The following is a 12,215-nucleotide window of genomic DNA, read 5'->3' as shown; positions in this document are numbered from 1 at the left end:
GAGCGCAGGGCGTGCTTAATTCAGCGCTTAATTCAAGAAAGTTCGTCAGGAAAGAAAAAATGGATGCAAAGGTAAAGGACATGGGCGTCAATACCGACGATTTTTTTGCCACCGTCGCCGAAAAATCGGACGGCGCGGCGTTGCGCGGCGATTACAGCAAGATCGACGCCCAATACGTGGTCAAGCAGGACTGGGATGCTTACACGCCGGAGCAGCATGCGCTATGGCGCCGTCTGTACCAGCGGCAAGCCAAGCTGATCCCGGGGCGGGCTTGCGACGTATTCATCGAAAGCCTGGAACTGCTCAACATCGGCGACGGCATTCCTCGCTTCGTAGACAGTTCAGACCTGCTGTTCAAGGCTACCGGCTGGACTTTGGTGGCGGTGCCGGGCCTGGTGCCGGACCATACTTTCTTCGAGCACCTGGCCAATCGCCGCTTCCCGGTCACGGTCTGGCTGCGCGATCCAGAAGAGTTCGACTACATCGTCGAACCGGACGTGTTCCATGACTTTTTCGGCCATGTGCCGCTGCTGTTCAATCCGATTTTCGCCGACCATCTGCAAGAGTACGGCAAGGGCGCTCTGAAGGCGATGAAGCTGGACGGCCTGGCCATGCTGGCGCGCCTGTACTGGTATACCGTCGAATTCGGCCTGATCCAGAGTCCTGAGGGTTTGCGTGTATATGGCGCCGGGATCTTGTCGTCGGGCGGTGAAATCGAGCATTGCCTGACCAGCCCGGCCTCGCTGCGGCTGCCGTTCGATGTCGAACGCGTGATGCGGACCTTGTACAAGATCGATTCCTACCAGGAAACTTATTTCGTGATTGACGATTTCCAGCAGCTGTTCAACGACACGGCGCCGGATTTCACGCCGATGTACGAGCGCCTGAAGGCGCTGCAGCCGTTGCCGGCAAACACGTTGTTGCCGGGTGAAACCAATCTGGCGCTGAAATAAAAAAGCGGATTCTGCCGGGGAGAGCAGAATCCGCAAACTAGTGATAATGGGAACACTAGAGGGAGGAATGCCCGACGCGGCTGGTCCTGGGGAGGGTATTCAGCCGCATCAGACAAGGTGCCATTACACGCCTGGTTGATTCCCATTCCTATTTGATTTACCAGTTGTTACAGTTGTTACGCCCATTTCGCCGCGCTCAGTTGCTCTATCCAGTTGTTGCGGCGTGCATTGAGGGAACTAGCCGCTTGTGATAATCTGGGAGCCGCAATGAGCAGTAAAAAAACAGGACGATTTGCCCACAAGGCGAAGACGTTTTACCGCGTAGGATAACCTCCACGCAGTGCAATCAAAAACATAATTTTTGGCACGGAGACTGAATGAACGCACCACTCAAATCGGCGCAAGCCTTGCTGCCCACACAATCGGCGCAAGCGTCTGAAGCTGATGGCATTTCCCTTGATGATAAATTTACACTAGAACGTGGCCGTGCTTTCATGACGGGCACGCAGGCCATTATTCGCCTGCCCATGCTGCAACGGCAACGCGATGTCCTGGCCGGTCTGAACACCGCCGGTTTTGTTACCGGCTATCGTGGTTCCCCGCTGGGCAGCGTCGACCTGACCGCGGCCAAGGCAAAAAAATACCTGGACGCGCATCACGTCAAGTTCCACCCCGGCATGAACGAAGACCTGGCCGCGACCAGCGTCTGGGGCACACAGCAGGTCAACCTGTTCCCTGGCGCGCAATACGACGGCGTATTCGGCCTGTGGTACGGCAAAGGTCCCGGCGTCGACCGTTGCGGCGACGTTTTCAAGCATGCCAACATGGCTGGCACTTCCCAGCATGGCGGAGTGCTGGTGCTGGCCGGCGACGACCATGCGGCGAAGTCGTCGACTACCGCCCACCAAAGCGAACATATATTGAAAGCCTGCGGTATCCCGGTGCTGTACCCATCCTCGGTGCAGGAATACCTTGATTACGGCATGCATGGCTGGGCCATGAGCCGCTATACCGGCCTGTGGGTATCGATGAAATGCGTGACCGACCTGGTCGAGTCCGGCGCTTCGGTCGACCTCGATCCGGATCGCGTCAAGATTGTCTTGCCGACTGATTTCGAACTGCCGCCGGACGGCTTGAACATCCGCCTGCCAGACACCGTGCTGGGGCAGGAAGCGCGGATGAACAATTACAAATGGTATGCCGCGCTGGCGTATGCGCGCGTCAACAAACTGAACCAGATCATCTGGGACAGCCCGGTCGCCAAGATCGGCATCATCACCGCCGGCAAATCCTATCTCGACACGCGCCAGGCGCTGGCCGACCTCGGCATCGACGAAAGCGTGGCGCGCGACATCGGCATCCGCCTGTACAAGATCGGCATGACCTGGCCGCTGGAAGCGGAAGGCGTGCGCGAGTTTGCGCAAGGCCTGGAAGAAATCCTGGTGGTGGAAGAAAAACGCCAGATCCTGGAATACCAGGTCAAGGAAGAACTGTACAACTGGCGCGACGATGTGCGGCCGCGCGTGGTCGGCAAATTCGACGATACCGGCGAGTGGAGCAACCGCAGCGGCGAAGGCCATGGCGACTGGCTGCTGCCGGCGACCTACGAACTGAATCCGGCGCAGATCGCCAGGGCGATTGCGACCCGCATTTCGAAGTACTTCGCGGGCCATCCGGTGGCGCAGCGGGTACAGCAGCGGGTCGCTTACCTGGAAGCCAAGGAAGCGCTGCTGAACATCAGCAGCAAGCCCGATCCGAACAAGGACCGCGTCCCGCATTTCTGCTCCGGCTGTCCGCACAATACCTCGACCAAACTGCCGGACGGCAGCCGCGGCCTGGCCGGCATCGGCTGCCACTACATGGTGTTGTGGATGGACCGCGAATCGTCGACGTTTACCCACATGGGCGGCGAAGGCGTGACCTGGGTCGGCCAGGCGCCATTTACCTCGGAAAAGCACGTGTTCGCCAACCTCGGCGACGGTACTTATTTCCACTCCGGCCTGCTGGCGATCCGCGCTTCGGTCGCAGCCAAGGTCAACATCACCTACAAGATCCTGTTTAACGATGCGGTCGCCATGACCGGCGGCCAGGCGTTCGACGGCCCGCTCGATCCGGCCATGATTTCACGGCAGATCGCGGCGGAAGGCGTGACGCCGATCATCGTGGTGACCGACGAACCGGAAAAATACGGTTCGAGCGTCGACTGGGCGCCGGGCGTGACGATTCGCCATCGCAGCGAACTGGATGCGGTGCAGCGCGAACTGCGCGAGATCGAAGGCTGCTCGGCCATGATTTACGACCAGACCTGCGCCTCGGAAAAACGCCGGCGCAGGAAACGCAACGAATATCCGGATCCGGCCAAACGCGCCGTGATCAATGAGGCCGTGTGTGAAGGTTGCGGCGATTGCAGCGTGCAGTCGAATTGCCTGTCGGTGGAGCCGCTGGAAACCGAATTCGGCCGCAAGCGCCAGATCAACCAATCGTCGTGCAACAAGGATTTTTCCTGCGTCACCGGATTTTGTCCGAGTTTCGTCACGGTCGAAGGCGGCAGCTTGAAGAAGCCGGCCAAAATAGCCGCGACGCCAACCGCAGCTGCGGCGCCGGTGGCCAGCTTGCCATCGCCGGTGCTGCCGAACACGGTAAAACCGTTCGGCATCCTGGTGACCGGCATCGGCGGCACCGGCGTGGTGACCATCGGCCAGATCCTGGCGATGGCGGCCCACGTCGAAGGCAAAGGCTGTTCGGTGCTGGACATGAGCGGCCTGGCGCAAAAGGGCGGGCCGGTGATGTCGCATGTGCGGCTGGCCGACCGTCCGGACGACATCTATTCGACCCGTGTCGGCACCGGAGACGCCGACCTGGTGATTGGCTGCGACGCCATCGTCAGCGCCAACCGCGACGCCTTGTCGCGCATGGGCGAGGGACGCACCTACGCAGCGATCAACGCGACCCGCACGCCTACCGCCGCTTTCGTCAAGAATCCGGACTGGCAGTTCCCCGATGCCGCGGCAGAGCAGGATATACGTGCAGCTTGCGGCAGCGACCGCGTGGAATTCATCGACGCCGGCCGCATCGCTACCGCCTTGATGGGCGACGCCATTGCAACCAACATGTTCATGCTCGGTTATGCCTGGCAAAAGGGCTGGGTGCCGTTGCAAGAAGCATCGCTGATGCGGGCGATTGAATTGAACGCCTTGCAGGTGGCCTTCAACAAGCAAGCCTTCGTCTGGGGCCGCACCGCGGCTTGCGATCTGGCCGGGCTGGAAAAACGTACCCGCCTCAGCGATACGCCGGCGCAAGTGATCGAATTCAAGCGCGCGCCGAATCTGGATGAGCTGGTCAAGCGCCGTGTCGCTGTCCTGACCTCTTACCAGGACGCCGCCTATGCCGAGCAATACCGCGCATTTGTCGAACAGGTGCAGGCCGCCGAAGCGCAGTTGCCGCATGCCGAGAGCGGACGCGCAGCGCAGCGTCTGAGCATCGCGGTGGCCACTTACCTGTTCAAGCTGATGGCTTACAAGGATGAGTATGAAGTCGCACGCTTATATACCGACGGCGCTTTCAAGGCCAAGATTGCCGGCATGTTTGAAGGCGGCTACAAACTCAAGTTCCATCTGGCGCCGCCGCTGCTGGCCAAGCACGATGCGCACGGCCATCTGATCAAGCAAGAATTCGGTCCGTGGATGATGCGCGCGTTCGGCCTGCTGGCCAAACTGAAATTCCTGCGCGGCGGGGCCCTGGATGTTTTCGGGTATACGGCTGAGCGCAAGGAAGAGCGTGGCCTGATCGTACACTACAAGGAAATTGTTGCTTCCCTGTTGCCGCGGTTGACTGCCGATAACCTTGCCGCCGCTGTGGCGATCGCCAGCATTCCTGAAGAGATCCGCGGTTACGGTCACGTCAAGGAACGGCACCTGGCGGCGGCGCGCGCCAAGGAAACCCAGTTGCTGAATCAGTTCAACCACCCCGAGCCAGAACTCAAAGCGGGGGCAGCGCGCTCGATTGCTGCTTAGTTGGCTGAACCGGCAGATATTGATGGGCCGCTCATGCACCCATCAATATCAGGGCTATAGTCAGTTGTCGATCTGTTCCTTGATCGCTGCAACCCGTCGTGTCAGGCGCGGGTGAGTGCGGCAAATCTCGTTGAGGAAACCGAATACCGGCGGCACCATCGCTTCTTGCGCCACGAAAGACTCGCAACTCATCGCCTGGTTCAATCGGCGGCAGCCGCAGCCGAGCATCTGCAGGGAACTGCGCGATGCCTCGAAATCCTTGGACAAATAAGCGCCGATGTTATCGCAAGTGTATTCGCGCGAACGGGAATAGGCCTTCCCTAAAAACGGAACGATATGGGCCGGCAATTTCAGCGTGTTGAGCCATGGATTCAAATGTCCGGCGGCATGGTGTCCGAGTTCATGGCCGATGACAAAGCGTACCTGGGCATCGCTATTGGCTTCAACCAGGGCCGAGGTCAGGAATACGTAACGGCCGCCGAGCAAACGCCGGGCAAAGGCATTGAAGACGCCGTTGGAATTGTAGAGGAAGGTTTTCGGCGGTTCGGACAGCCCGATTTCCTGCGATCCGGCGACCACCATCTGGTGCAGTTCGGGGAATTGCTCAGGCCCCAGAAGAATCATGTTGCCGAATGCCGATGCCCGGTAAACCGCGGCCGCGATCCAATAAAAAAGCGTGATTGCCACGGCATACCCGATATAGATGCGCAAGGTCGGCGCCATTTTTGGATCCGACCAGTATGCTGCTACTGCCGCCGCAATGGCGATCCAAAGCAAGATACCGAAACCTATCATCAGCGCCTGGTAGGTTTTTTCTTTCTGTGTGCGAAGCGTAGCGACCGTCTGTGACATTTAATTTCTCCGAATTTAAGTGGTACACATTGTTCGCGCGGCATTCATGCACGTATGGCGGATGCGGCTTTCCATTTGCCGGCAATCAGGTTACTGACTGCCTTCCCCCAGCAACACCGCCACGGTGTCAGCGCTTGCATCGATTGTACTTAGCATCTTGATAAATATATTAACGGGGCGTAAATATATTTCTCCTTCGCAATTGCACATTGCTTCCCCGGATTATTGAGGGATTTGCATCGGAGATTGGGAGGGGGCATGGCCAATCCGGCATCCGCAGCTGCCACGCTGCTGACGCCTGGCCAGGTTTTATCGGGATTTTTACTGACGCGCCGGCTGGCGCGACGCGGTCAAACGCCTCCGGTCGACCTGAATTGCTGGTATCCCCGCGCACGCAAGGCGCAAGCCGGGCAGGTGCCGCAGCCATAACCCCAGTCGTGCAGCGCGCCGCGCTGGCCCAGGTAGCAGGTATGGGTATCGGCCCGGATCAGGTCGACCAGGGCGTCGCCGCCGAGGTCCTGCGCCAGTTTCCAGGTTTCCGACTTGTCTATCCACATCAAGGGCGTTTCCAGCTTGATCTGGGTCGCCATGCCCAGGTTCAGCGCCACTTGCAGGGCTTTCATGGTGTCATCGCGACAGTCGGGATAACCGGAGAAATCGGTTTCGCACATGCCGCCAACCAGCACGTTCAAGCCGCGCCGATAGGCCACCGTGGCCGCTACCGTCATGAACAGCAGGTTGCGTCCGGGCACAAAGGTGTTCGGCAAGCCGTTTTCCTGCATCACGATTTCAACGTCTTCCGTCATCGCGGTCGACGATATTTTTGAAATCAGCGACAGGTCGATCAGGTGGTCCTCCCCCAGCTTGCCGGCCCATTGCGGAAACTGGGCACGGATTTTCTGCAGCAGGACCGGGCGCACGGTCAGTTCAACCGCATGGCGCTGGCCGTAGTCGAAGCCGATCGTCTCGACCCGCTCGTAGCGCGACAAAGCCCAAGCCAGGCAGGTGGTGGAGTCCTGGCCGCCGCTAAAGAGGACGATGGCGCCGTTTGGTGTAGTCATGTGATTTGCTGTTCAAATATTCAAGAAGAGATTGTATGCCTTATTGCCGGTCTTATTTTCCGGCTCATTTACCCTTATTTGTCACCTTATTTGTCACCTTATTTGTCACCTTTATTGCTGACCTGCTGCAGAGTCTGCTCGACAAAATCCTTGTTCGGGTCGGTAAACCGCAAGCGCACCGGATACCATTCCAGCGACGGCGCCAGCCAGATATCGAGCTGCTGGTCCTTGGCGTCCGGCGGCGGCGCCTTGAAAATATGGACTGCGTCCAGGTCGCCCAGCGGGGTCTTGATTTTTTCAGTGTTGACGACCTTGAACGTCCACGGTTCCGCATCGCGCATGCCGGCCACGAAGAAGGTCCATTCCGAACCTGGCTTGAATTGCTGCGGCGCCGCCCGCGCCACCGAAATCAGCTGCCAGATGATGCTGGTGCGATCCTGTTCGCCGCCTTTGATCGGATAACTCTCGCTGGATTCGGAAAAGCCGATGGTGCCGCTGTCGCGATGGAAAGTGGTGGTGGTTGCTTCCTTGCGGAAGCGCTTGTTGATGAACTGGGTCGGCGCCAGGCCGAAGCTGTCGATCGTACCCTCGCTGGAGGCTTCCAGGATTTTCCCGAACAGCATGGCGCGAGTTTCCGACTTGACGCTGAAATGCTTGCCGTCCGCCTGCCATTTGACGCTGCCTTCGCCGCCCAGCGTAATGCCGCTCTGCTTGGCCTGGATCGCATAACTCAGGTCGGCTGACGGCGGCAGGTCGGTTTTGTACTTGCTCGCAGAGTGATCGGTGGTCGCGGCGGAAACTGTCAGCATGCTGCAGCACAGTGCGGCGGCCAGGGATAGGCGGACTAGGGATGGTTTCATGGTTTTCCAAAAAAACATTACATTTAAAAATTTTGATGCCGTGCCTTGGTCAATGCGCGGCGGTCTGGCCCAGTTGTTTCAATTTGGACAGCGACATGTCGATATAATCGTTGTCTTTATCGGTAAAGCGTATTTTGACCGGATACCATTCCTGTCGGGGCGCCAGCCAGATGTCCAGCCGCTGTTCATGCGAGCCTGCTTCTGGAATGCGAATTACATGCCAGGTATCGACATCGTTGCCGTCGACGTTGACCTTTTCCTGGCCAACGATTTGCATGCGCCATGTTTCGGCATCCAGCGGGCCGGCAACGAACAGGTCGATGACCACGCCTGGAGCAAACTGCGTGCTGTCGCCGCGGCCTATGCTGGCCAGCTGCCAGACCACGCTGGAACGGTCTTGCTCACCGCCGCTGCGAGGATAGCTTTGCGGCGAAGACGAAAAAACGATGCGATTCAGCTCCCGGTGAAAAATGGTCTGGGTGGGCGGCTTGTTCCTGCGCTTCTGCGTAAAAGTCACGGGGGCCACGCCAAAGCCATTGATTTCGCCTTCGCTCTTGAAATCAAGGACGGTAAAAAACAGGATGCCGGCCTCGCCGTTGACGGTGTAGCTGCCGCCGTCGGTTTGCCAGGTGATCTTGCCGCTGCCGTGATAGTTTTGGCCTTTTTGCAAGGCTTGCACATCGTATTTGAGCTCTGCCGACGGCGGCGGATTGGTTTGATAGTGCTTGCCGGCCGGCGGCGCTGCTTCCGCCTGTGCCGCAGGGGCGGGCTCGGCTGCCGGCGGCGCGGCGGCAGCGGCCGCATCGGCCGTTGCTGGAGCAGCAGGCCCGGCGTCGATGATGGGCGTCACGGTTTCCCTGATCGGCGTATCCGGCACCTCCACGCTTGGCTCAGGCGCTGCTTTCGGGCGCGCCGGGGCGCTGGGCTTGCTCACTTGCTTGGTTGTCTGCGGCGCTGGTTTTGGCGCCTGCGGCAGCAGCACCGGTTTTTCCACCGGCGGCAATGGCATGAGAGTGGCCATGACCATGGGTTCGGGCCGATGCACCGGCGCCGGGACGCCGAACTGGCGGTTACCCCAGACGAGCAGCAGTATATGCAGCAACAGCGTGAGCAACAGCACCCATAGCCAGCGGCTGCGGCTGGCGAAGGGATTGCTCGGAATGGTGGGGGATGCGGAAGAAGACGACATCCGCATAGTGTAAACGTATCCGCCATGATTGAGCTGGCAACTAAGCCGGGCAGCCATGGCGAAGCAGATAAACACGTAAAATATTGCATTTACATCAAACAAGAACGAGCACCGATGCAGCTCCCGATACATCATACCGCCAGTCTCGCGCTGGCATGCACGCTGGCCCTGGGTAACGTGGCGTGGGCCGCGCCTGGCGACTTGCCGCCGATCCGGCTGGGCATGATCGAAGGCATGTCCGGCCCTTTCGCCAATGCCGGCGAAGCGGTGGAGCGCAACATCCGCTTTGCGGTGGAGCAGGTCAACGCCCGCGGCGGTGTGCGTTTGCCGGATGGCAAACATTTACTGAGCCTGACCGTCTTTGATAACAAGCAAGGGGTGGAAGACGCGTTATTGCAGCTGAAGCAACTGACCGATCAGAAAATCCCTTTTGTGCTGGAAGGCAATAGCTCCGCGGTTGCCGGCGCGCTGGTGGAAGCAATCAACAAACATAACGTCCGGTCCCCGGATAATCGGGTGCTGTTCCTCAACTACTCGGCGGTCGATCCGGTATTGACCAACGAAAAATGCAGCTTCTGGCATTTTCGTTTTGACGCCAATGCCGACATGCGCATGCAGGCGCTGGTGGATGTCATCAAAAGCGACGGCAAGGCAAAAAGCGTTTACCTGATCGGCCAGGACTACAGTTTTGGCCAGCAGGTCGCCAAGGCTGCGCGGCGGCAGCTGCAGGCGGCGCGGCCGGATATCCGGATCGTCGGCGACGAATTGCACCCGATCGGCAAGGTCAAGGATTTTGCGCCCTATATCGCCAAGATCCGCGCCAGCGGCGCCGATACGGTGATTACCGGCAACTGGGGCAACGACTTGACCCTGCTGGTGAAAGCGGCCAAGGAAGCGGGTCTGCGCCTGAAGTTCTATACCTTTTATGGCAACAGCCTGGGGGCGCCGGCGGCAATCGGCGAGGCTGGAGTGGGCACGGTGCGCGCGGTGGCCGAGTGGCATCCGAACGCGGTCGACGGCAATGCCGCCAGCGATGCCTTCTATCGCAGTTTCCGCCAGCGTTATCCGCAGCCGAAAGATGACTATCTGTTTTTGCGGATGGATGTCATGATCGACATGCTGGCGGCCGCTATCGAGAAAGCCGGGAGCACAGACGCGATCGCCGTGGCGCGGGCGCTGGAAGGCGCCCGGTACAAGAGCAAGTTCCATGAAGCCAGCATGCGCGCCAGCGATCACCAGCTGATACAGCCCTTGTACGTGGCCGTGATGCAAAGGCTTGCCGACGGCGGCATCCGGTTTGATAATGAAGGCAGCGGCTACGGCTTCAAGACCGAACGTTATCTGGCGCCGGCGGCAACGGCGGCGGCCAGTACTTGCCGGATGCAGCGTCCCTAGGGCGCGATCCGGCCCAAGCCGGCAGTTGTTGTAGATGATCTCTGAAGGAGATATGTGATGAGCCGTTCTAGTATTCCAGGAGCCGACGCAATGCAGGATAGTCTCGAATTCATCAAGAAAATGTGGGGCGGCATGGGTGTGCCGGGCATGGTTGTTCCTACCTTGTCGGTAGAGGAAATCAACAAGAAGATCAGCGATCTGAAAGCCGTGGAGTCGTGGCTGAATCTCAATCTCAACATGCTGCGCACCACGATACAGGCGCTTGAAGTGCAGAGCGGGACCATTTCCGCGCTGCAGGCAATGGCCTCAGTCAACCAGGCCGGCACGGAGCGGCAAGGCGACAGCGATGCCGAGCCGAATGCAAGTGCGTGGGCCAGTGCGGCCGGTTTTCCGTTTTCATTCATGAACCCGGCGCAGGATTCGGCGGCCCCGCCGGCGTCGGCGCAAGCTGCGCAGCCGGCAACCGAAACTGAAAAACCGCCGGCGCCAAGCAGCGCGGCCGAACCTTCGCTGGGCAATTCCAACGCCTGGTGGGATTTGCTGCAGAACCAGTTCAAACAAGCCGTCAATAGCGTAGCCGCGGCAGAAAACATGGTGATGCCGGCCAAGACCGCAGCGAAGGTGAAGCCGGCAGCTAAATCGGGCAGCAAGGCAAGCGGCGCGGCATCGAAGCCCCCGGCCAAGAAAAATGGTGCGGCTGCCGGCGGCAAGGCGGCTCCGCGCGCTAGCAAAGCCAAGATTGTTTCAAAATAATGACAAGGCTGGTTTTTTTGCGACAGCTTGACTCGCGTCGGATACGTGCGATGATTAAAGATCGATGCTTGGATGAAAAACTCTAAGTGATACCTTGACTTTGTTGTGATTTGAGCAGGATTTTCAGGAAAAACTCGGCCACCAGCCGGTTTATAAACGGTCTTGTAACAAATTCTTGGTAAAATCGAACAGTTAACTCACTTGCTTAAGGTATGTATGCTGTATCCAGAACTGTTTAAATCGCTTGAACAAGTCCGCTGGAACATGGAGACCGATATTCCATGGGACAAGTTTGACGCCACCCAGCTGTCCGACGAACAAGCTCAAACTATTCGCATGAATGCGATTACGGAATGGTCGGCGCTGCCTGCAACCGAAATGTTCTTGCGTGATAACCACGGCGACAGCGATTTTTGCGCGTTCATGTCGGTATGGTTTTTTGAAGAGCAAAAGCATTCCCTGGTGCTGATGGAATACCTGCGCCGTTTCCGGCCTGAGCTGGTGCCTACCGAAGCCGAGCTGGACAAAGTGCGTTTCGAATTCGATCCGGCGCCGCCGCTGGAAACCCTGATGATGCATTTCTGCGGCGAGATCCGCCTCAACCACTGGTACCGCTGCGCTTCCGACTGGCACACCGAGCCTGTGATCAAGCAGATCTACAAGATCATCAGCCAGGACGAAGCGCGCCACGGCGGCGCTTACCTGCGCTACATGAAGAAGGCCTTGTCTGAAGTAGGCGACAGCGCGTCTGCCGCATTCGCCAAGATCGGTGTCTTGATGGCGTCGGCCCGCCGCACCGAAAAACCGCTGCACCCGACCAACCTGCACGTGAACCAGGCGCTGTTCCCGAACGATACGGTGCAGAGCCGCCTGCCCGATCCGGAATGGCTGGAGCGCTGGCTGGACGACCAGATCAAGTTCGACGGCGTCTGGGAAAAGAAAGTGGTCGATCGTATTTTGCACAACATGTCTTTGCTGTTCGAACGCACCTTTGATACGGTGCAGGAACTGAACCGCTATCGCAAGGAAGTTGTGGCCCGCCTGGCCACGCTGACGCCAGCCCCGGCAGTCTGATGTGACGGCGCCGGGTTTTGGCGCCGCCGCGTTCGCGGACAATTTGTCTGATCCCTAGCCGCAGT

The 12,215-nt window shown here is 58.9% G+C and carries 9 protein-coding genes; 5 read left to right on the top strand and 4 right to left on the bottom strand.

Annotated features, from left to right (window positions below):
- Positions 1-59 precede the first annotated feature (59 nt).
- Together phhA and CFU_RS20920 are read left to right on the top strand one after the other, a co-directional pair.
- Positions 60-953 (top strand): phenylalanine 4-monooxygenase, encoded by an 894-nt coding sequence (gene phhA / locus CFU_RS20925; RefSeq protein ID WP_081466525.1) that lies wholly within the window; start codon positions 60-62, stop codon positions 951-953.
- 377 nt (positions 954-1,330) lie between these two features.
- Entirely contained in the window at positions 1,331-4,966 is a 3,636-nt protein-coding gene (locus CFU_RS20920) for an indolepyruvate ferredoxin oxidoreductase family protein (protein ID WP_014007992.1), read from the top strand.
- A gap of 60 nt (positions 4,967-5,026) precedes the next feature.
- Here CFU_RS20920 and CFU_RS20915 read toward each other — a convergent pair whose 3' ends face one another.
- The 4 genes from CFU_RS20915 to CFU_RS20900 all read right to left on the bottom strand — a co-directional run bounded on the left by CFU_RS20915 (position 5,027) and on the right by CFU_RS20900 (position 8,928).
- Positions 5,027-5,818 (bottom strand): M48 family metallopeptidase, encoded by a 792-nt coding sequence (locus CFU_RS20915; protein WP_014007991.1) that lies wholly within the window; start codon positions 5,816-5,818, stop codon positions 5,027-5,029.
- A gap of 350 nt (positions 5,819-6,168) precedes the next feature.
- Positions 6,169-6,879: a 7-cyano-7-deazaguanine synthase QueC gene (gene queC / locus CFU_RS20910; RefSeq protein ID WP_014007990.1), complete on the bottom strand. Its 711-nt coding sequence runs from the start codon at positions 6,877-6,879 to the stop codon at positions 6,169-6,171.
- Positions 6,880-6,977: 98 nt separating this feature from the next.
- Positions 6,978-7,739, bottom strand: a complete 762-nt coding sequence (locus CFU_RS20905; RefSeq protein WP_190275187.1) for a DUF3108 domain-containing protein — start codon at positions 7,737-7,739, stop codon at positions 6,978-6,980.
- 49 nt (positions 7,740-7,788) lie between these two features.
- Entirely contained in the window at positions 7,789-8,928 is a 1,140-nt protein-coding gene (locus CFU_RS20900) for a DUF3108 domain-containing protein (protein ID WP_050808673.1), read from the bottom strand.
- A 114-nt stretch (positions 8,929-9,042) separates the two neighbouring features.
- On the opposite strand from CFU_RS20900, the gene CFU_RS20895 reads away from it, so the two are divergent.
- The 3 genes from CFU_RS20895 (at position 9,043) to CFU_RS20885 (ending at position 12,150) form a co-directional block, all read left to right on the top strand.
- Positions 9,043-10,323, top strand: a complete 1,281-nt coding sequence (locus tag CFU_RS20895) for a branched-chain amino acid ABC transporter substrate-binding protein (protein WP_041743738.1) — start codon at positions 9,043-9,045, stop codon at positions 10,321-10,323.
- A 57-nt stretch (positions 10,324-10,380) separates the two neighbouring features.
- Entirely contained in the window at positions 10,381-11,076 is a 696-nt protein-coding gene (locus CFU_RS20890) for a PhaM family polyhydroxyalkanoate granule multifunctional regulatory protein (protein ID WP_041742587.1), read from the top strand.
- A 216-nt stretch (positions 11,077-11,292) separates the two neighbouring features.
- On the top strand, positions 11,293-12,150 hold the full coding sequence (locus CFU_RS20885; RefSeq protein WP_041742585.1) for a ferritin: 858 nt from the start codon (positions 11,293-11,295) through the stop codon (positions 12,148-12,150).
- The last annotated feature ends 65 nt before the right edge of the window (positions 12,151-12,215 follow it).

The sequence above is a fragment of the Collimonas fungivorans Ter331 genome (assembly GCF_000221045.1).
In the GTDB taxonomy this organism is placed as follows: domain Bacteria; phylum Pseudomonadota; class Gammaproteobacteria; order Burkholderiales; family Burkholderiaceae_D; genus Collimonas; species Collimonas fungivorans_A.
Note: the sequence above shows the minus strand (reverse complement) of the source record. Positions and strands in the feature narration are given on the sequence as shown.

Coding starts and splice junctions, on each gene's coding strand:
- CFU_RS20920 (WP_014007992.1), top strand. CDS start 1,331: ATGAACGCACCACTCAAATCGGCGCAAGCCTTGCTGCCCACACAATCG.
- CFU_RS20905 (WP_190275187.1), bottom strand. CDS start 7,739: ATGAAACCATCCCTAGTCCGCCTATCCCTGGCCGCCGCACTGTGCTGC.
- CFU_RS20915 (WP_014007991.1), bottom strand. CDS start 5,818: ATGTCACAGACGGTCGCTACGCTTCGCACACAGAAAGAAAAAACCTAC.
- CFU_RS20890 (WP_041742587.1), top strand. CDS start 10,381: ATGAGCCGTTCTAGTATTCCAGGAGCCGACGCAATGCAGGATAGTCTC.
- CFU_RS20900 (WP_050808673.1), bottom strand. CDS start 8,928: ATGTCGTCTTCTTCCGCATCCCCCACCATTCCGAGCAATCCCTTCGCC.
- CFU_RS20885 (WP_041742585.1), top strand. CDS start 11,293: ATGCTGTATCCAGAACTGTTTAAATCGCTTGAACAAGTCCGCTGGAAC.
- phhA (WP_081466525.1), top strand. CDS start 60: ATGGATGCAAAGGTAAAGGACATGGGCGTCAATACCGACGATTTTTTT.
- CFU_RS20895 (WP_041743738.1), top strand. CDS start 9,043: ATGCAGCTCCCGATACATCATACCGCCAGTCTCGCGCTGGCATGCACG.
- queC (WP_014007990.1), bottom strand. CDS start 6,879: ATGACTACACCAAACGGCGCCATCGTCCTCTTTAGCGGCGGCCAGGAC.